Raw genomic sequence first — 19,398 nt, forward strand, 5'->3', positions numbered from 1 at the left:
ATGCCATGACTTCTTATAAGAGATAACAAGATAAATGATAAGTAGAAAATGAAGTTTAAGTGTTATCAGTTTTATCGCGGTCAATTGCTGCGTTAATCATCTCTTTTGCTTTTTCTGGACCTTCCCAACCGATAATTTTAACCCACTTATCGCCTTCTAAATCTTTATAATGTTCAAAGAAATGTTGGATTTGCTGAATAAGCAGCTCTGGAAGGTCTTCATAAGACTTTACTTTCTTATAAGTAGGGTCAGTTTTTAGATCAGGAACAGCAAGTATCTTTTCATCGCCACCCGCTTCATCTTCCATTAATAGAACCCCAACTGGACGTGCTCTAATCATGCAGCCAGGCACTAAGCTTTCACCGACTACTACGAGAACATCGCAAGGATCACCATCATCAGAAAGAGTATGGGGGATATAACCATAGTTGGCAGGATAACGCATTGGCGTATGAAGGATACGGTCAACGAGGATTGTGCCACTTCGTTTATGCATTTCATATTTAACGGGCGCGCCACCAGCAGGTACTTCGATAATTACGTTAATTTCTTCCGGCGGATTAAGGCCAGCATTAATTTGGTCTATTAGGGGCATTCTTTATTACCTATATTAGAAAGATTGAATCATATGGGGCGCAATATAGCTAAAAATATATTTTTGTCAGTAGTTATCTTGCTAATTTTTAATTCATCGGTTACCGTTTCACCACTTCGTGAAAGTGTGAAGAGGTTTTTTAAAAAAATACGTAAAAATAAGGGAGAATTAAATTGGATTTAGCACTTATTCCACCGCTGCTGGGGGTATTAGGTCTCGTGGTTGCATTTATACTTTATGGATTAGTGATGAAGTATGATGAAGGAAACGAAAAGGTGGCCAAAATTGGAGGCGCAATTCATCGTGGTGCGATGGTATTCATGAACAGAGAGTATAAGATGCTACTTATGTTCAATATTGTTCTGATCATACCACTTTATGTAGCGCTTGGAACAGAAACAGCTATTTCTTTTGCTGCAGGGACGCTCTGTAGTGGTATTGCAGGTTATCTTGGAATGTTTGCGGCGACGAAAGCAAATGTAAGAACGACCACCGCTGCGCATGAAGATGGTGCGGGTGCTGCATTAACGGTCGCGTTCTTTGGTGGATCAATCATGGGCATGTGTGTTGCGGCTCTTGGTCTTCTTGGTCTTGGGTTGCTTTATTATTTCTTTGGTGCGGAACACGCAGAAGCCGTGCATGGCTTCGGTATGGGTGCATCGACAGTGGCTCTTTTCTCTCGTGTGGGCGGCGGTATTTTTACCAAATCTGCAGATGTTGGTGCTGACCTTGTTGGTAAGCTAGAAGCAGGTATTCCAGAAGATGATCCACGTAACCCAGGCGTAATTGCCGATAACGTTGGCGATAACGTTGGCGATGTTGCCGGCATGGGGTCCGATATTTTTGAAAGTTATTGCGGTGCGACGATTGCGACAGTGGCGCTTGCGGCGACGATGGGTGTTGCTAATCAAGCTGATCTTATGTCACTTCCATTATTGCTTTCTTCGGCTGGTTTAATTTGCTCTATCCTAGGTATTATCCTAGTGAAGATGATGTCTAATAGCTCACCTGAAAAAGCGCTCCGTACGGGAACTATTGGTGCCGCCGTGATATTCATAGTGGCTGCTTATTTCGTTCTTCAGTATTTCGGTATTGATATTGGCAAATTCTATGCGATCGTTTGTGGTGCTGTTGGGGGTGTCATTATTGGACTTGTTACTGAATATTATACCGCGTCAACACCTGTTAGACGGATTGCTGAATCAGGTAAAACAGGTTCGGCGACGGTGATGATTACTGGGCTTGCTGTCGGAATGCAGTCGGTTGTGCTGCCAATTTTAACAATTTGTGGAATTATCTATATTTCAACACAAAGTGCTGGCCTTTATGGTGTTGGTCTTGCGGCGATTGCGATGCTTGCAACCGTTGGGATTACGATGGCGATTGATGCTTATGGACCAGTTGCTGATAACGCAGGCGGTATTGCTGAAATGGCAGGACTTGGTAAGGAAACACGTGATATCACAGATAGTCTTGATGAACTTGGAAATACAACGGCAGCGATTGGTAAAGGATTTGCTATTGGTGCTGCGGCGCTTGCGGCGCTTTCCATTATCGCGGCTTTCACGGCGACAGTTTCGGCAAATATTCCCGGGTTTAGCTTATCACTTGATAAACCAGAGGTGCTTATTGGTCTCTTTATCGGTGGAACGATACCATTCTTGATCGCGTCAATTACGATGACAGCGGTTGGTGATGCAGCCATGGAAATGATCGTTGAAATTCGCCGTCAATTTAAGGATATACCGGGTCTGCTGGAAGGAAAAGCGGATCCTGACACTGAAAAATGTGTTGATATTGCAACAACAGCAGCGTTGAAGAAAATGATTATTCCGGGTGTAATCGCTGTAACAGTACCTGTGATAGTTGGCCTTGGTCTTGGCGCGGAAAGCTTAGGCGGTATGCTTGGCGGTGCGCTTCTTGGTTGTGTACTTATGGCACTTATGATGGCCAATGCCGGTGGTGCATGGGATAACGCTAAGAAATACATTGAAAAAGGAAACCTAGGCGGCAAGGGGTCAGATACTCATGCTGCAGCGGTTGTTGGTGATACGGTTGGTGATCCGTTCAAGGATACATCAGGCCCATCAATGAATATCTTGATTAATGTGATGGCGATTGTAAGCTTGGTGATTGCACCACTGCTTTCATAATCTGAAAAATATTTTCAAGAAGGCCTCCGAATTTCGGGGGCCTTTTTTTATATGTGACCTATAATGAGGGCAATGAAGAAAAGTATGCCAAAATGATGATTGGATTTGAAGAGTTTAAGACATAATTCTCGATCATCAATTTTAAGTAGTTTTAGCTGATAGGCAAGTTGACCACCAGCAACAGACATTGCAAGAAAAAAGAATAAATTAAGATTCGCTAAATAACCTGCGATCAAGCTAAGAATGAAACACAGTAGATAAAAACCAATAAGCCATTTATGAGTGTTATTTCCAAACCGAAGCGCCGTTGATTTTACACCAACCTTAATGTCATCTTCTTTATCCTGATGTGCATAAATAGTGTCATATCCAAGGGTCCAAAAAATTCCAGCGCAATATAGAACAATCGCCGGCAGTTTTATTTCCCCACTCACAGCGGCCCAACCAAGTAATGCCCCCCAGTTAAATGTAAATCCGAGAATAAGCTGTGGCCAATATGTAATCCTCTTCATAAGAGGATAAATGACAACGAGAATAAGTGAGGAGGCCCCCAAATAGATTGTAAATAAATTGAGCTGCAATAAAATTATTAGTCCAATTATACAGAGTATGCCCAAAAAAACGAAAGCACCAAAAACACTAATACGGCCACTTGGAAGTGGTCGCCCTTTCGTTCGTTCAACCATAGCATCTGCTTTACGGTCCCAAAGGTCATTCACAATGCAACCTGCCCCGCGCATAACAAAAGCACCGATTGTAAATAAAACCATTAACTTAAAATTTGGGATCAATGCGGTTTCACCATAATAGTGACTGGATAACATAATCGACCATAGGCCGGGCCACAGTAAAAGCCACGTACCGATAGGACGATCAGCACGCATCAATTGCAAGTACCCCCATGCAAAATCAGGTGACATTTTATTGACCCAATTCTGTTTTACCGTATCTTCTGGCGCTGTTTTAAGGCGTTCATTAAATTTGCTTTTTGATGATTTTGTCATTTGCCTTTACGCATTTAATGTTATCATATGAGTATAGTCATAACCGAATAAAAGAAAATGTCGAATAAAAGTTCAAGAACACGTCTATATATTAATGAAGTTTTCCAAGAAGGATCTGTCCATCATATTGAGGGCAATCAAGGACATTATTTGGTTAATGTACTTAGGATAAAGGTTGGTGAATTTGTGACCCTTTTCAATGGCGACCAGGGTGAATGGCTTGCGGAAGTTATAAAAGTCAAAAAAGGCAAAGCATTATTAACGGCGGTTGAGAAGACCATCGAACAAAAACATGACCCAGATTTGTGGTATTTATTTGCGCCAGTAAAAAAAGCACGCGTTGATTACATGATACAAAAAGCCACAGAACTTGGCGTTAGTTATATCAGACCAATCATCACACAACATACGAACCTTGATAAAATTAAGGAAGAAAAAATCATAAACAATATGATTGAAGCAGCAGAGCAATGCGGCCGCATGACAGTACCTCAAATGGATGTTATGATATCATTAGAAGAAATGTTGGAGAATTTTCCTGAGGGTAGAGGTTTGATTTTTTGCGATGAAGCGGGCGACGCGATCACATTTAAAGAAATTAAAACGTCATATAACAAGTGGGCCATCTTAATCGGACCTGAAGGGGGTTTTTCTGAAACGGAGCGAGAATTGATAAGAAAACATCCTCAAAGTATCCCGGTCACTTTAGGGCCAAGAATTTTAAGAGCAGATACGGCAGCCGTTTCGGCGCTTTCATTATGGCAATCCTTTTTAGGGGATTGGTAAAATGAATAATCATAACCAACCCTGGGGTCAGCCCTCTAATGAAAATGATCCTGAGCCGCCGAAAAAATCACTAAAACCTTTTATAATTAGCGTCACAGCGGTGGTTGCTGTTATCACTCTAATTGCTTGGGTTCTTGGCGACAATCTTACTTCAGGGCAAAGTGTCAGTTTAATGTATGACTTTTTATTACTCGCTTTAATTGGGGCAGGACTGATTGGACATGTCATTAGCAATCCAGGTCAAGCGCTTAGAAATATAGCAGGCTGGATTATAATATTTGGCATTTTAGGACTTGGCTATTCAGTTTGGAATGGTAGCGGTATGCTTTCAAGTGAATTAAATCCTTCTAATGGTATGGCCAGTGAAAATGCCATTACATTTCGTGCCGATAATAACGGGCATTACAGAGTGAATGCTGAAATCAATGGTGAAAAAGTCGATTTTATGATTGATACTGGCGCAACTAGTGTCGTTTTAACGATGAATGATGCTGAAAAAATTGGTTTCAATCTCGATGATTTAACATTTGTAGCGCCCGCTTCTACGGCGAACTGGGTTGTTTATAATGCGCCTATTCGATTAAATGCTCTGTCCGTCGGACCAATTCGAGTGGAAAGCGTTGAAGGCTTTGTAAATCAAGGCGAACTTGATATCTCTTTATTGGGGATGAGCTTTTTAAATCGTTTAAGTGGTTATGAAGTTAAGAACGGCCTATTGACATTATATCCTTAATCCCCACATGATAAATATTCCGCCTAAGTGGCTATAAAAAGAGGGTACATAAATGAGCAATATTTCAAAAGATTCCCCAGTAGAATCAAAGCAACAATTAATTGATTATATAGCCGACGGCGAAAAACCAAAAAGCGATTGGACAATTGGAACAGAGCACGAAAAATTCGTCTACTGTGTGGATAGCGGTAAGCCTGTTCCTTATCACGGTGAACGCAGCATTAAAGCGATCCTTGAAGCCTTAAAGAAAGAGTTTGATTGGGCTCCGATCATGGAAGGTGAAAATATCATCGGCCTTAAAAAAGATGGTCAATCTGTCACTTTAGAGCCGGGTGGTCAATTAGAACTATCTGGTGCCATGGTCAAAACATTGCATCAAACCTGTGCGGAAAGCACCAGCCATCTTCGTCAGGCACAAGCCGTAAGTGAGAAGCTTGGTATTAATTATATTGGCATGGGTTTTAATGCCAATACGAAACGAGAAGACGTGCCAATTATGCCTAAAGGGCGTTATAATATTATGCGAGATTATATGCCTAAGAAAGGTAATCTTGGACTTGATATGATGCTGCGTACTTGTACGATCCAGGTTAACCTTGATTATTCTTCGGAAGCCGACATGGTGAAAAAATTTCGTGTCTCGTTGGCGCTCCAACCACTCGCAACAGCCATTTTTGCCGCAAGTCCATTTACCGAAGGAAAACCAAACGGTTTCCAAAGTTATCGCTCACATATCTGGACTGATACGGACCCGGATCGTTGCGGTATATTACCTTTCGTTTTTGAAGAAAATATGGGATATGAGGCATATGTTGATCATGTACTTAATGTCCCGATGTATTTTGTCAATCGTGGCGATACCTATCATGATGTATCCGGCAAATCATTTAAAGATTTCATGAACGGAAAATTAGAAGGCTTTGAAGGCGAATTACCAACCATCAAGGATTGGGAAGATCATATGAGCACACTTTTCCCAGAAGTGCGCCTTAAGAAATTCCTTGAAATGCGCGGCGCGGATGGCGGCACTTGGAGCAGAATTTGTGCGTTGCCCGCTCTCTGGGTTGGTCTGCTTTATGATGATCAAGCATTAGATCAAGCCTACGACATGATTAAAGACTGGACACCGGAAGAGCATCAAGCATTAAGAGATAATGTGCCACGCGATGCGCTTAATGTTCCTTTTAGAAACGGAACCGTTCAAGATTTGGCAAAACAGATGCTCGATATTTCGGCTGGCGGGCTCGAGCGTCGCGCTGAACTCAATAATGCGGGCGAAGACGAGCGCGTTTTCTTAAAATCACTTTATGATACAGTAGAAAGTGGGAAAACAACAGCACAACGTATGCTTAATTGTTATCACGGTTCCTGGAACGGCGATATTTCCAAAATTTTTAAAGATTGCAGTTTTTAATACGTGAAATTTAAAAAGGCCGGATCACTCCGGCCTTTTCTTTAACTATTAAAAATATTTATTCTTCGTACCCTCCGAAATTGCCCATTGGTCCAGGGAAGACGACCGGTGTTTCTGCGCCATTGTTTGCGACTGCGGCTACACCAAAGTAATAATTATCAACCACTAGGTTTTCAAAAGTATATGATTGAACATCGCCGACAAATTTACTGTATGTCCACTGATTGCTATCCGTAAGCCGCCAGTAAACTTTATATCCTGCTAAGTTTTCTGCTTCTGTGCCGCTTGGGCGTTTCCAGTTTATTACCGCTGAAGGACGCACCGCTCCTTGTAGCTCGACTTCCCCAGGAAAAGGTGGAGCAGCGGCCATTTCCGCCAACGATACAATATTTAGAGACGTTAGCTTAGCCGCATAATCGAAATCAACCCCTTCGATCACGTCACCATACTCACGGCCATCTTCAACTCGGATGTCTTGATGTTGGCGGTCATAGTGTTCGTTTGTTTCCATGATCCTGACGCCTGGAATACCTACCGCATTAAATGGCCTATGATGACCGCCTCGACTAAAGCGATCAAGGCGGTAAATCATCATTATATCAAGGTTCGGAATATATTTATCCGCCTGTCTATCAACAAAGCGTGCAATGTTACGCGACGGGCTATCAACTTCGCCACCACTAAAGCGACGAATGCGCGCCTCTTCGGGTGTTTCCATTGCTCTTGTCCCTTCTGAAAAAACACGGGCTGTCGTATTATTTATGACCCCATTAATACCCGCGATGTTACCGATCATGTCATTATTGAGCACCGCCTTTATGCGCCAATTATTATCAAGGGCATGTTGCGCAACAATTTGTCCACCAAAAAGTCCCTGTTCTTCACCTGAAAGACCCATGTAAATAATGGAACCGGCAAATTTATGTTTACTCAGGACGCGTGCAGCTTCAATCGCACCCGCCATACCAGTGGCATTATCATTGGCCCCCGGGCTTTCATCGTATCCATTTAGCGGGTCTGACACACGACTATCAATATCGCCTGACATGGCGACATATCGGTTCGGGTCACTCTCCCCGCGCTGAATAGCAACGACGCTCACAACTTCAGTCGGCGTAGGAATACGGTTTCCTGTGACGGTGTCGCTAACATACATTACCTCTAGACACCCACCACAATCACGGCTGATCTTTCTAAATTCTTCGTATATCCAGCGCCGCGCAGCGCCGATACCACGTGTCTCTGATTCTGTTTCCGATAATGTATGGCGTGTACCAAAGCTAACCAGTTTTCGAATATCTGTTTCAATTCGGTCTGCCGATACGTCTTTGACCAATTGATGCAATAAAGGTATTTCTTGAGGTGGTACAGCAACCTGTGCCGTCGCGGATCCTTGCTTGAGGGCTATACTGGATACCCCGATCAATAAGACCAAAACAATTGCAGTCAAAATCAAATTTTTATGCGCCAAATGTTTAAATGGCATTTTTATCTCCCATATTCTTTAATGATTTCCCTATAAAAACCTATCTTACTGCTACCATTAACCGACATTTATTGCAAATTTCCATGTGACGTATTAAAACTAAGGGTGAGGGTAAGAAACGGGACTTTGATGATGAAAAAAATTATATTTAGTATTCTGACAATATTGTTTTTATTGCCGCAAATTTTATGGGCTGATGAAACAGAGCTTAACGATATTTTTACGCCAATGATCGAAAATATGATGGCGGAAAATAATATTCAGGGTTTCTCTTTTTCCATTGTTTCTAAAGACGGACCATTATTTAAGAAAACATATGGTGTTAAAAATATGTATTCCAAAGAGGCCGTGGAAACGACGTCTCTTTTTCACATGGCATCCGTAACCAAAACATTCGTTGGTACAGCTCTTATGCAACTTCATGAAAAAGGGGTGCTTGATGTAGATAAGCCAGTTATCGAGGTGGTGCCTTATTTTGTGTTGGTGGATAGCAGATATAAAGATCTAACAATTCGTCAATTTGCATCACATATATCCGGCATGCCCGATTTTGATAGTGATCCATGGCATAATCCACAATATGATGAAGGGGCACTTGAAAGGTTTACGCGGAATTTTATTTCTCATAAATTTTTAACCCATCCACCGGAAACGATTTTTCAATATTGTAACACAGGGTATGAGCTGCTAGGAGATGTTATTGCTAAGGCATCAGGAATGCCTTTTGAAGATTATGTACGTGAAAATATCCTTTTTCCAGCGGGGATGACTGATAGTACTCTTCTTATCCAAGAAGCGGACATGACCAAATTAAATAGCCTTCATCGAGTTCAAAACGGAAAGATGCGGGTTGCAGATATTTATCCCTATAACCGTATGCATGGACCCAGTTCCACATTGATTTCTAATATTGATGATATGGCGCGGTGGGTTCAGCTTAATTTAAATGGTGGGACGCTCGATGGTAATCGAATTTTAAAGAAAGAAACACTTGATCAAATGTGGGAAGCTGTAATAGGAAGTAACGTTAGACAATTTGATCGCGTAGGATTTAGCTGGCAACGCCGCATGCAAGGTGATGTACAAACGATTTTTCACGGAGGTAGCGATGGATATAGGTCATATATCATCATGATCCCCGAATATGATATTGGGTTTGTCTGGATGTCGAATACGGCCAGTCAACCCTATCATGATTTTTCACAGCAAATTGCTGATAAATTAATAGATTATAGAAGGAAATAAAATGAGTTCAGTTGCAGAATTAAGAGACACGGCCGTCAAAGATTTGCTCGAATATACCAGATCAGTAGCAAAACCAAATGAAGTAAGTTCTGAAGATTTAGAAAACATTAAAAATTCATTAGTTGAAATGGCTGATAGAAAAGAATTTTGGAGTGAGGATCAATTTCCTGCACCGACTGATGGTCAAGTTCACACGCGTTATCTTGTGTCACAAGATGATGATGATAGTTATGCGCTTTATTTAAATGTCATGCACACAGGGAAAAAAGCACCTCCTCATAATCATACTACATGGGCGTGTATCGCATCCGTTGAAGGTGAAGAATATAATTATGTTTATGAGCCAAAAGAAGATGGGCCATTAATTCCAGGTGATCGTGAAATTGAGTTATCTGAAACTATAGTTGTTAAGCCAGGGCAGGGTATAGGTTTACTGCCGGATGACATTCATTCTATCGCAATTAATGAAGGCGAAAGCACACGTCATCTTCATTTTTATGGTCGTGGTTTAGAAACATTAGATCGCCGCTTGATGTGGGATAAAGAATTAAAAACCTGCAAATTTTTTGTGATGGATGTGAAAACCACCACAGATAAAGCGAAATAAAATATTAAGAAGTAAAAAAGTAAAAGGCCGGATCATCTCCGGCCTTTTCTTTATTCATCTTCAGATTTAGTCCATCTTAAGATGGGTTTTCTTGCCGCGCCAGTTTCATCAAGGCGCTTAAGTGGGGCGTTATATGGCGCCCCTGTGAAGCGTTCAGTTTCACCGGCTTTTGCCTTTTCAACCAAATGACGCATCATACCAATGAAGTCATCCACTGACTGCTTACTTTCTGTTTCCGTTGGCTCAATAAGCATGGCACCATGAACAACAAGTGGGAAATACATTGTCATTGGGTGATAGCCTTCATCAATCATTGCTTTAGAAAAATCAAGGGTGCTCACACCCGTAGCTTTTAAGAAACGATCATCGAATAATGCTTCATGCATACATGGCCCTTCGAAACTTGCGGACATAATATCCTTAAGTGATGCGAGTACGTAGTTAGCATTGAGAACGCTGTCTTCCGCGACCTTCGCAAGACCGTCAGAACCATGAGACATCATATATGAAAGAGCACGTGTAAACATACCCATTTGTCCGTGATAGGCTGTCATACGGCCATAGCTTTTACCAGTAGTATCATGTTCAACGATATCAAAAGATTCGTCACCTGCCACAACATATGGGATAGGCGCATACGGTGCTAGTGCTTCAGATAAAACAACAGGACCAGCGCCGGGACCACCACCACCATGTGGCGTTGAAAATGTTTTATGCAAGTTAATATGCATTGCATCAACACCGAGGTCGCCCGGACGAACTTTACCAACGATCGCGTTAAAGTTCGCACCATCACAATAAAAATAGCCGCCAATCGCATGAACGGCATCGGCAATTTCAATAATTTCACGTTCAAACAGTCCACATGTATTTGGATTGGTTACCATAATTGCGGCAACATCCGGTCCAAGTGCTTCTTTCATGGCTTCAAGGTCAACACGCCCATCTTTAGTGGCCGGAATTGGTTTTACTTTATATCCACAAAGAGCCGCTGTTGCGGGATTTGTGCCATGCGCACTTTCTGGTGCAAGTACGATTGATCTCGCGTCGCCTTTTGCTTCTAGTGCGGCACGAATTGACATAAGACCACATAATTCCCCGTGCGCTCCTGCTTTTGGTGACATTGCAACAGCTGGCATTCCCGTTAATGTTTTTAGCCAGTGAGCTAAAGTATCAATAAGGTCAAGCGCTCCTTGTACTGTACTAATCGGTTGCAGTGGATGAATGTCGGAAAGTCCCGGTAATCTAGCCATTTTTTCATTGAGCCGCGGATTATGTTTCATTGTACATGAACCAAGCGGATAAAAACCAAGATCGATGGCGTAATTTTTACGGCTAAGTCTTGTATAGTGACGCATAGCTTCGGGTTCGGTTAGACCCGCTAAGCCAATTTCTTCCGTTCTTTCAAAGCCACCAAGACAGCTTTCAAAATCATCTACTTCTGGAAGATCAACGCCGGTTCTGTTCTTATCACCAATTTCATAAATTAGCCCTTCAACTTGTGAAAGACCGCGACTACCTGTGTAACTTTGATATCCGTTCGTGGATGCATTTACATCTTCAATGCCTGTTGGGCGTCCTTGATTATTAAGCATTGAGAACCTCCTGTAGTTCAGCCACTAAGACTTCCATATCTTCTTCCGAAGTGGTTTCGGTGACGGCGATGATTAGATCATTTTTTAATTCATCATTATCCGGATAAAGACGCGAGGCTGGCACGCCAGCAATAACATCATGTTCAACAAGCGCTTCTACAACTTCTGCAGCATCTTTATTCAAGCGCACCGTAAATTCATTGAAAAATGTTTTGTTTAAAAATGTTAAGCCGTTTACGTTTTGAAGCTTATTTCTCAATTTAACCGCACCGGCATGATTAATCTTTGCGAGTTGCCTAAACCCTTTTTCACCAAGAAGCGTCATGTGAATGGTGAATGCTAAAGTGCAAAGTCCAGCATTGGTACAAATGTTACTTGTCGCTTTTTCACGTCTAATATGTTGTTCGCGTGTTGAAAGCGTCAAAACGTAACCTCGTGTGCCGTCTGCATCTTTGGTTTCACCACAAAGACGCCCTGGCATTTGACGTACATATTTCTGACGCGTTGCAAATAAACCAACATAAGGCCCACCGTAATTTAACCCATTACCAATTGATTGACCTTCACCAACAACAATATCGGCACCCATTTCACCAGGAGATTTAATAGCACCCAATGCGACGATTTCTGTTGTCACTATAATAAGCAGTATTTTTTGTTCTTGAAGCGCCGCAGCAAATTCAGTGTAGTCATTAAGATTACCAAAAAAATCTGGGTTTTGAACAATAACGCAACTTGTTTCAGCATCAACTTGATCAAGAAGACTCTCTGTATTATTAACGGTTGGGTCATTGGTAATAACAACGTCATCGGTGTATTTTGTTGCTGATTTAACCACATCAATATAGTGCGGGTGAAGGTTCCCACTTAAAAGAATTTTCTTTTTCTTAGTCACGCGACGCGCCATAAGCGCGGCTTCACCACAACCTGTTGATCCATCGTACATGGATGCATTTGCGACGTCCATTCCTGTGATTTGTGCAACTTGGGTTTGAAACTCATATAACGTTTGTAGCGTTCCTTGCGAAATTTCCGGCTGATATGGGGTATAAGCCGTTAAATATTCACCGCGCTGAATCTGATAATCAACACTGCTTGGAACATGATGCTTATAGGCGCCAGCACCGACAAAGAATGGTACCGAACCCGCAGCAACATTTTTAGCTGCGAAGGCATTAAAGTTCTTTTCAACTTCCATTTCAGTCATATGAAGTGGTAAATCGACAAGTTCTTTTAATAAAGCATGAGGTGGCACATCAGCAAATAAGTCGTTAATGTCGCCGGCACCGATCTTCCCAAGCATTTCAGCTCGATCATCGGTTGAAAGTGGTAAATAACGCATGAGGTTAAACCTTAAATTTAATTTTATTCTAGTCCGGCGATAAAGTTTTTATAACCGGCTTCATCAAGCAAACCTTCGAGTTCACTATCATCTGAGATTGCAATTTTAAAGAACCAGCCGTCTCCATCAGGAGAGGTATTCACTAGCGCAGCGTTATCTTCTAGTTCTTCATTAATGGCTGTTATTTCGCCGCTCACTGGAGAGTATATTTCTGAAGCAGCTTTAACCGATTCGACAACGGCGACTTCGTCACCTTTCGCAAAATCGTCACCAACTTCGGGTAATTCAACAAAAACAATATCGCCTAGCGCATTTTGCGCATAATCCGTAATACCGACGGTTCCCGAATTACCTTCGACATTGATCCATTCGTGATCTTCTGAATAATAAATAGTCATATCTTTTTCCCTTCTACTTATTTGCTCTTTGGTTTTCTAAAATAACGTTGTTTGACAAAAGGCATCTTTGCAACGGTGGCCTCGAGTTTCTTTTTACGAACTTGAAGGAACACGTTTGTGCCTATTTCTGAATTTTCTTTTTTTACGTAGCCCATGGCAACGGGGCCACCGAATGTCGGTCCAAAGCCACCACTTGTGATAACACCAATGACATTATCTTCGGCGTCTAATATTTCCGTACCTTCACGGGCCGGGGCTTTTCCAGAAGGTAATATCCCGACACGTAGTCGATCTATATCATCAGTTTCAATTTGGCGAATAATTTTTTCAGCACCTGGAAAACCACCTTCTTCCAGACGACGCTTTCCAATGGACCAACTTATGGCACCTTCCGCTGGCGTTGTATCAGTTGTGATATCATGCCCATAAAGACAAAGCCCTGCCTCAAGTCTAAGGCTATCTCTAGCACCAAGACCGATGGCTACTACTTCATCTTCAGCTAAAAGTGCGGCACAAATCATTTCAGCGCTGCTTGCAGGAATTGAAATTTCATGTCCGTCTTCACCTGTATAGCCGCAGCGGCTAATGTAACAATGAACACCACTAATTTCTGCTTCAGTGTAAGACATAAATGGCATTTCATCGACACCATCGACAAAACGCGCTAATACTTTTGCGGCCATTGGTCCCTGTAATGCGACAAGTGCACGATCGGTAATTTCAATAAGGTCAAGGTGATCTGGCATGTGTGAAAGCATATGTTTGATGTCTTGTTCTTTACAAGCGGCGTTTACGACCATAAAGATATCATCGCTACGTTTTGTAATCATAAGATCATCTAAAATACCACCTTTTTCATTGGTAAAAGTGGTGTATCTAATTCTATTTTCTTTTAAATCTATGATATTACCGGGAACTAGGGTTTCCAGCCATTCATCGGCACCATTTCCTTTAATAATAACTTGTCCCATATGAGAAACATCAAAAAGGCCGGCTTTTTCGCGGCAATGATTATGTTCACCCATCACTCCCAGCGGATATTGGACAGGCATGGAATATCCAGCGAACGGCACCATTTTACCACCGAGGTTATTATGTAAGGAAAATAGAGGTGTTGTTAAAAGACCTTGATCTGTAGCACTCATCTTTTTTCTCCAGAGTTAGCACGTTTGGTACGCAAACCCGTACCATCGGTGCCCCCTCTGTCATGGCTGCCTGAGAGATTTGACTTGGAAATTATTCCAAATTTACCCCGTCGGCGGAGGATTTAACCTCTCTTTCCAGAGTGCTTACATTCTTAGCGGTCCTTTTGCCTGAGAGTTTCCGGGGCGGTTGCTCCTTCGGCGCCATAAATGATCTCTCCCGCTAAGCAGAAATGCACGCCCATCATACGGCTAAAGAAAAAAGAGTCAATCAAAGTAATTATGAAAATGACTAAAATAATAGATTGAATTTAAGTAATTATAAAGCAACAATGTAATAGATTGTTTTCTTTGCATTATTGATTAGGTGAGACCATATGAGTTTAATAAAATCTTTTTGGAAATTTATCCAAAAACTTCAATCATTTGTCGGAACTTTTTTGTTTCTGGTTGTACTTTTGATTATATCAAGTTTGATCATCTCAGGCTTGTTTTTTGATTCGTCAGACGATGACCAGAAAAGGTCTAATTCGGCTCTTGTCTTAAACCTGAAAGGGGCAATTGTAGAACAGGAAGCAATCAGCGCAGACCCTTACCAACAGTTGCTCGCCGGCGAAGTTAATGCAAATACGAGATTACGTGATATAACAAAAGCTATTGAATTAGCCACTGAAGATGAAAATATTAATTCGATTATATTGAATTTTAAAGATTTTAGCGGTGCATATCCCTCGAAATTACATTATATCGGTCATAAACTGAACGAATTCAAAAAAAGTGGTAAAAAAGTCTATGCTTATGGAAATCTTTATGACCAATCCTCATATTTAATCGCATCATTTGCCGACGAAATTTATATGCACCCACAAGGTGCAGCACTTTTATATGGATATGGAAGTTTTCAAACTTATTATCTAGGTTTTCTTGAGAAGGTAAAAGCGGAAGTTCAGTTATTTCGGGTTGGCAAATATAAATCGGCTATGGAACCTTTTATTAGGCGTGATATGTCTGATGAAGCACGTGAAGCTAATTTAGAATTATATGGAGGCTTATGGCAGCATTATATTGCTGATGTTGCCTCTCAAAGAGAGATAAGCCCAGAGTCTATTATTCAAGGCATTGAAAATTCTGATAAAAATCTGATTGAATTAAATGGTGATTTAGGAAAATTGGCATTGAATAGTGGTCTTGTAGACGGACTTAAAACCCGAGAAGAATGGGTTCATTATATGCAAGATATCGTCGGAAAAGGCCCAGAAGCAGAAGGCATTAATCAAATAGGATTTAGGCAATATTTGGCAAATCAATTAAATATTGCTGACTTAGGGCCAGGAAAAGATATAGTTGCTATTGTCTATGCCACTGGAAATATCATGGACGGTGAAATGCCACAAGGAACGGTAGGCGGTGAAACGCTCTCTAGACAGCTTCGTGAAACAAGATTAGACGATAGTGTAAAAGCAGTAGTTTTAAGAATTGATAGCCCCGGTGGAAGCGCTTTCGCATCAGAATTAATCAGACAAGAAGTGCTTTTATTAAAAAAAGCAGGAAAACCCGTAATCGCATCGATGGCATCTCTTGCTGCATCGGGTGGATATTGGATTGCTGCTAACGCAGATCAAATATGGGCGAGCCCCACGACAATCACTGGCTCAATTGGAATTTTTGGCGCCATTCCAAATGTTGAGGGTACATTAGCAGAAATTGGCATTACCTCTGATGGTGTGGGAACTACCTCACTTTTATCACCAGCACTTATGAAGCCCGTTCCTGAGAAAGTCAGTAATATTATTCAAAGTAATATCGAAAATGGTTATAGGCGATTTTTAGATATTGTTGCTGAGGGACGAAATATGACAGTGGAACAAGTGGATGAAGTTGCACAAGGTCGCGTCTGGACTGGTGAAAAAGCATTGGAATTAGGTTTGCTTGATCATACGGGAAATATTGATCAAGCAATTAAAGCGGCAGTAGAAATGGCTGAATTATCAGATTACAAAGTTGTACATTGGGAAGATAATGTCCCGTTTGAAATGCAGGTCATCGCAAAATTGTTAAATCAAGATGGTACAATGAAAGAGGCCGCAAAAATTGCATTAAATAGTCCAGAGCAAATGTTATTAAAGAAATTCAGAGAAAAAATGGCATTATTTAATCTTATGAATGATCCGGGTCATGCTTATGTTCTATGTGTGAGTTGTATGTCGCCTATAAATCCATAATATTAATTGTGGATGATTGAATTTAGCAACATAACGTGTATAAAGTCTGCTTATGATGACTGATGAAATGAATTTATATATTGCTAACCCTCGCGGGTTTTGTGCGGGAGTAGATCGTGCCATTCAAATTGTTGAAATGGCCCTTGAGAAATATGGCGCGCCCGTTTATGTGCGTCATGAAATTGTTCATAATAAATATGTTGTTGAAAGTTTACAAAAACGTGGTGCTATTTTTGTCGATGAACTAAATGAAGTTCCCGATGATAAGCCGGTTGTTTTTTCGGCCCATGGTGTCCCTAAATCTGTTCCTGCAGAGGCGCAAAAACGAAATATGATTTATATTGATGCGACCTGCCCTTTAGTAAGTAAAGTTCACAGAGAAGCTGAACGATATGATAAGCAAGGTGCTGAAATTGTCATGATTGGCCATAAAGGCCATCCGGAAGTGATCGGCACGATGGGGCAATTATCTGAGGGGGCAATTCATCTCGTCGAATGTCCAGAAGATGTGGAAAAACTTGAATTAAAAAATACTGATAATGTGGCTTACATAACGCAAACCACTTTATCCTTGGACGATACATTAGCAGTCATTAATGCTTTAAAAGATAAATATCCATCTATAAAAGATCCGCGTAAAGAAGATATATGTTACGCAACGACAAATCGACAGAATGCCGTTAAGGAACTGGTAAAAGAAGTCGATTTAGTTTTGATTATAGGTGCACCGAATAGCTCAAACTCTAGACGATTGGTTGAGGTGGCGCAAAAGAATGGATGTCGATCAGTTCTTATACAACGTGCTTCGGAAATTAATTGGGATCTTTTTGAAGATGTTAAAAATGTTGGTATTTCCGCAGGTGCGTCCGCACCTGAAATCTTAGTGGAAGAAGTGATGCAAGCTGTTAAATCTAGGTTTAAGACGAATGTAGAGAACATTTTAAGTATCGAAGAAAATGTTACATTTAAAGTGCCTGCCATTCTTTCTAAGGACGATGACTAATGGCGGTCTATACCCATGTTAGTGCTGATGAAATATCAGAATTCATTGCTGAATATGATGTTGGGGAAGTAATCTCTTTTAAAGGAATTGCAGAAGGCGTTGAAAATTCAAATTATCTTTTGTCTACGACTAAAAACAAATTTATTCTTACTTTGTTTGAAAAGCGTGTAAACGAAAACGATCTTCCCTTTTTTATGAGCCTAATGAAACATTTATCGGATAAAGGAATTAATTGTGCGGAACCTATAAAAGATAAAAATGGTAATGTTCTTAAAGAGTTATGTGGTAGGCCGACAGCTTTAATTAGTTTTTTAAATGGCTTATCTATCACAAAACCGAGCAGACAAAATTGTCGTGAACTTGGTGAAGCCATGGCTGAAATGCATATAGCTGTTCAAGATTTTGAAATGAATCGAGATAATAATTTGTCGGTGGATGGGTGGGTGTCGCTTGCTCAAAAATGCCACAGTCGGGCCGATGAATGCCATATGGGTTTATCAGATATAATTAATCAAGAAATAGAATTTCTTCAAAATAATTGGCCGTCTGATTTACCAAAGGGTATTATTCATGCTGACCTCTTTACAGATAATGTTTTTTTCCTAGATGGAAAATTATCGGGACTAATTGATTATTATTTCGCATGTACTGATATTTTTGCTTATGACATCGCAATTTGTATTAATGCATGGTGTTTTGAAAAAGATGGTTCTTTTAATGCTACCAATGCCGCGGCTTTGGTCAAAGGTTATCAAAAGAAGAGGCCGCTAACTGTTGCTGAAATAAATGCACTGCCCTTGCTATGTCGAGGTTCAGCTTTAAGGTTTATTTTAACGCGTCTTTATGATTGGCTTAATCAAGTTGAAGGGGCACTGGTGAAAGTAAAAGATCCGCTTGAATATTTATCAAAATTACAATTCCACCAAAAAGTTAACTCGTCAGGTGAATACGGTGTGGAGATTTCATTATGAAAGAAGTGATAATATATACTGATGGTGCGTGTTCTGGTAATCCGGGACCTGGCGGATGGGGGGCACTTCTTATTCATGGTGGAAATACAAGTGAAATTATGGAAGGTGCATTTGAAACCACCAATAATAGAATGGAATTAACCGCAGCAATAGAAGCATTAAATGTGCTAAAGCAGCCATGCCGAGTGGATCTTCACACGGATAGCACATATGTTAAAGATGGTATGACCAAGTGGATTGAAAATTGGAAAAATAATGGTTGGCGAACGGCCGCAAAAAAACCGGTTAAAAACGCTGATCTTTGGCTTGCACTTGATGAAGCCGTTAAAAGGCATGAATTAACTTGGCATTGGGTAAAAGGTCATAATGGTGATGAAGGCAATGAACGTGCAGATAAACTCGCTAATATGGGTATGAATAATTATAAGGTACTATAAAAATGCGTGATGATGTCTTTAAAGCGATTGACGTCGCCGACGTTGATATCCTGACCGGATTACTTGAACAAGATAGCTCTCTTGCTTCTGCACGAAGTAACGATGGAATGTCTGCCGTTCTTTTCTCATTATATATTAATAAACCTGAAATTACCGCACTTCTTTTAAATTATCAGCCTGAATTAGATTTATATGATTTGTCAGCCTTAGGTGTAGCAGGACAAATATCTGCTCTTTTGGCAACGTCTCCAAAATCAGTTCATGA

18 protein-coding genes and 1 riboswitch are annotated in these 19,398 nt (G+C 40.9%); of the genes, 11 read left to right on the forward strand and 7 right to left on the reverse strand.

What is annotated here, in order from left to right; all coding sequences use genetic code 11:
- Nucleotides 1–55: 55 nt before the first annotated feature.
- Nucleotides 56–595, reverse strand: a complete 540-nt coding sequence (gene ppa, locus ACTF6W_RS00660; RefSeq protein WP_438992610.1) for an inorganic diphosphatase — start codon at nt 593–595, stop codon at nt 56–58.
- Nucleotides 596–762: 167 nt separating this feature from the next.
- On the opposite strand from ppa, the gene ACTF6W_RS00665 reads away from it, so the two are divergent.
- Nucleotides 763–2,748: a sodium-translocating pyrophosphatase gene (locus ACTF6W_RS00665; RefSeq protein ID WP_438992627.1), complete on the forward strand. Its 1,986-nt coding sequence runs from the start codon at nt 763–765 to the stop codon at nt 2,746–2,748.
- 47 nt (nt 2,749–2,795) lie between these two features.
- Here ACTF6W_RS00665 and ubiA read toward each other — a convergent pair whose 3' ends face one another.
- On the reverse strand, nt 2,796–3,752 hold the full coding sequence (gene ubiA, locus ACTF6W_RS00670; protein WP_438992611.1) for a 4-hydroxybenzoate octaprenyltransferase: 957 nt from the start codon (nt 3,750–3,752) through the stop codon (nt 2,796–2,798).
- A gap of 57 nt (nt 3,753–3,809) precedes the next feature.
- On the opposite strand from ubiA, the gene ACTF6W_RS00675 reads away from it, so the two are divergent.
- From ACTF6W_RS00675 to ACTF6W_RS00685, 3 genes are read left to right on the forward strand one after another with little or no spacing between them, the layout of a single operon-like run.
- Complete coding sequence (locus ACTF6W_RS00675; RefSeq protein WP_438992612.1) at nt 3,810–4,538, forward strand: 16S rRNA (uracil(1498)-N(3))-methyltransferase; 729 nt, start codon at nt 3,810–3,812, stop codon at nt 4,536–4,538.
- A gap of 1 nt (nt 4,539) precedes the next feature.
- Nucleotides 4,540–5,271: a retropepsin-like aspartic protease family protein gene (locus ACTF6W_RS00680; protein ID WP_438992613.1), complete on the forward strand. Its 732-nt coding sequence runs from the start codon at nt 4,540–4,542 to the stop codon at nt 5,269–5,271.
- 52 nt (nt 5,272–5,323) lie between these two features.
- Nucleotides 5,324–6,685 (forward strand): glutamate--cysteine ligase, encoded by a 1,362-nt coding sequence (locus ACTF6W_RS00685; protein WP_438992614.1) that lies wholly within the window; start codon nt 5,324–5,326, stop codon nt 6,683–6,685.
- A 58-nt stretch (nt 6,686–6,743) separates the two neighbouring features.
- On the opposite strand, the gene ACTF6W_RS00690 is transcribed toward ACTF6W_RS00685, so the two are convergent.
- Nucleotides 6,744–8,171: a M28 family metallopeptidase gene (locus ACTF6W_RS00690; RefSeq protein ID WP_438992615.1), complete on the reverse strand. Its 1,428-nt coding sequence runs from the start codon at nt 8,169–8,171 to the stop codon at nt 6,744–6,746.
- Nucleotides 8,172–8,303: 132 nt separating this feature from the next.
- On the opposite strand from ACTF6W_RS00690, the gene ACTF6W_RS00695 reads away from it, so the two are divergent.
- Together ACTF6W_RS00695 and ACTF6W_RS00700 are read left to right on the forward strand one after the other, a co-directional pair.
- Complete coding sequence (locus tag ACTF6W_RS00695) at nt 8,304–9,416, forward strand: serine hydrolase domain-containing protein (protein ID WP_438992616.1); 1,113 nt, start codon at nt 8,304–8,306, stop codon at nt 9,414–9,416.
- 1 nt (nt 9,417) lies between these two features.
- A complete protein-coding gene (locus tag ACTF6W_RS00700) occupies nt 9,418–10,023 on the forward strand; it encodes a hypothetical protein (RefSeq protein ID WP_438992617.1) in 606 nt (201 codons plus the stop codon).
- A 50-nt stretch (nt 10,024–10,073) separates the two neighbouring features.
- Here the strand turns inward: ACTF6W_RS00700 and gcvPB are convergent, their stop codons facing one another.
- Genes gcvPB through gcvT form a run of 4 tightly spaced genes read right to left on the reverse strand, consistent with a single transcriptional unit; the run spans nt 10,074 to nt 14,503 of the window.
- Nucleotides 10,074–11,618 carry an aminomethyl-transferring glycine dehydrogenase subunit GcvPB gene (gene gcvPB / locus ACTF6W_RS00705; RefSeq protein WP_438992618.1) on the reverse strand — a complete coding sequence of 515 codons (1,545 nt, stop codon included), beginning with the start codon at nt 11,616–11,618 and terminating at the stop codon, nt 10,074–10,076.
- The gene (gene gcvPA, locus ACTF6W_RS00710; protein WP_438992619.1) at nt 11,611–12,960 is read right to left on the reverse strand and encodes an aminomethyl-transferring glycine dehydrogenase subunit GcvPA; all 1,350 of its coding nucleotides are present in this window, start codon (nt 12,958–12,960) and stop codon (nt 11,611–11,613) included. The genes gcvPB and gcvPA overlap by 8 nt, the downstream gene beginning before the upstream one ends.
- A gap of 23 nt (nt 12,961–12,983) precedes the next feature.
- Nucleotides 12,984–13,358, reverse strand: coding sequence for a glycine cleavage system protein GcvH (gene gcvH, locus ACTF6W_RS00715; RefSeq protein ID WP_438992620.1), 375 nt, complete (start codon nt 13,356–13,358; stop codon nt 12,984–12,986).
- A gap of 17 nt (nt 13,359–13,375) precedes the next feature.
- Entirely contained in the window at nt 13,376–14,503 is a 1,128-nt protein-coding gene (gcvT, locus tag ACTF6W_RS00720; RefSeq protein ID WP_438992621.1) for a glycine cleavage system aminomethyltransferase GcvT, read from the reverse strand.
- A 146-nt stretch (nt 14,504–14,649) separates the two neighbouring features.
- Nucleotides 14,650–14,733: riboswitch (glycine riboswitch) on the reverse strand.
- 144 nt (nt 14,734–14,877) lie between these two features.
- Here gcvT and sppA point away from each other — a divergent pair.
- The 5 genes from sppA to ACTF6W_RS00745 form a co-directional block, all read left to right on the forward strand.
- Nucleotides 14,878–16,722, forward strand: a complete 1,845-nt coding sequence (gene sppA, locus ACTF6W_RS00725) for a signal peptide peptidase SppA (protein ID WP_438992622.1) — start codon at nt 14,878–14,880, stop codon at nt 16,720–16,722.
- A gap of 52 nt (nt 16,723–16,774) precedes the next feature.
- Nucleotides 16,775–17,725, forward strand: a complete 951-nt coding sequence (gene ispH, locus ACTF6W_RS00730; protein WP_438992623.1) for a 4-hydroxy-3-methylbut-2-enyl diphosphate reductase — start codon at nt 16,775–16,777, stop codon at nt 17,723–17,725.
- Nucleotides 17,725–18,696 (forward strand): homoserine kinase, encoded by a 972-nt coding sequence (locus ACTF6W_RS00735; protein WP_438992624.1) that lies wholly within the window; start codon nt 17,725–17,727, stop codon nt 18,694–18,696. The genes ispH and ACTF6W_RS00735 overlap by 1 nt, the downstream gene beginning before the upstream one ends.
- A complete protein-coding gene (rnhA, locus tag ACTF6W_RS00740; protein WP_438992625.1) occupies nt 18,693–19,133 on the forward strand; it encodes a ribonuclease HI in 441 nt (146 codons plus the stop codon). The genes ACTF6W_RS00735 and rnhA overlap by 4 nt, the downstream gene beginning before the upstream one ends.
- Before the next feature lie 2 nt (nt 19,134–19,135).
- Nucleotides 19,136–19,398, forward strand: a 263-nt coding sequence (locus tag ACTF6W_RS00745) for a hypothetical protein (RefSeq protein WP_438992626.1), incomplete at its 3' end; no start/stop codon positions are given.

Source organism: Pseudemcibacter sp. (assembly GCF_965661635.1).
Lineage (GTDB): Bacteria > Pseudomonadota > Alphaproteobacteria > Sphingomonadales > Emcibacteraceae > Pseudemcibacter.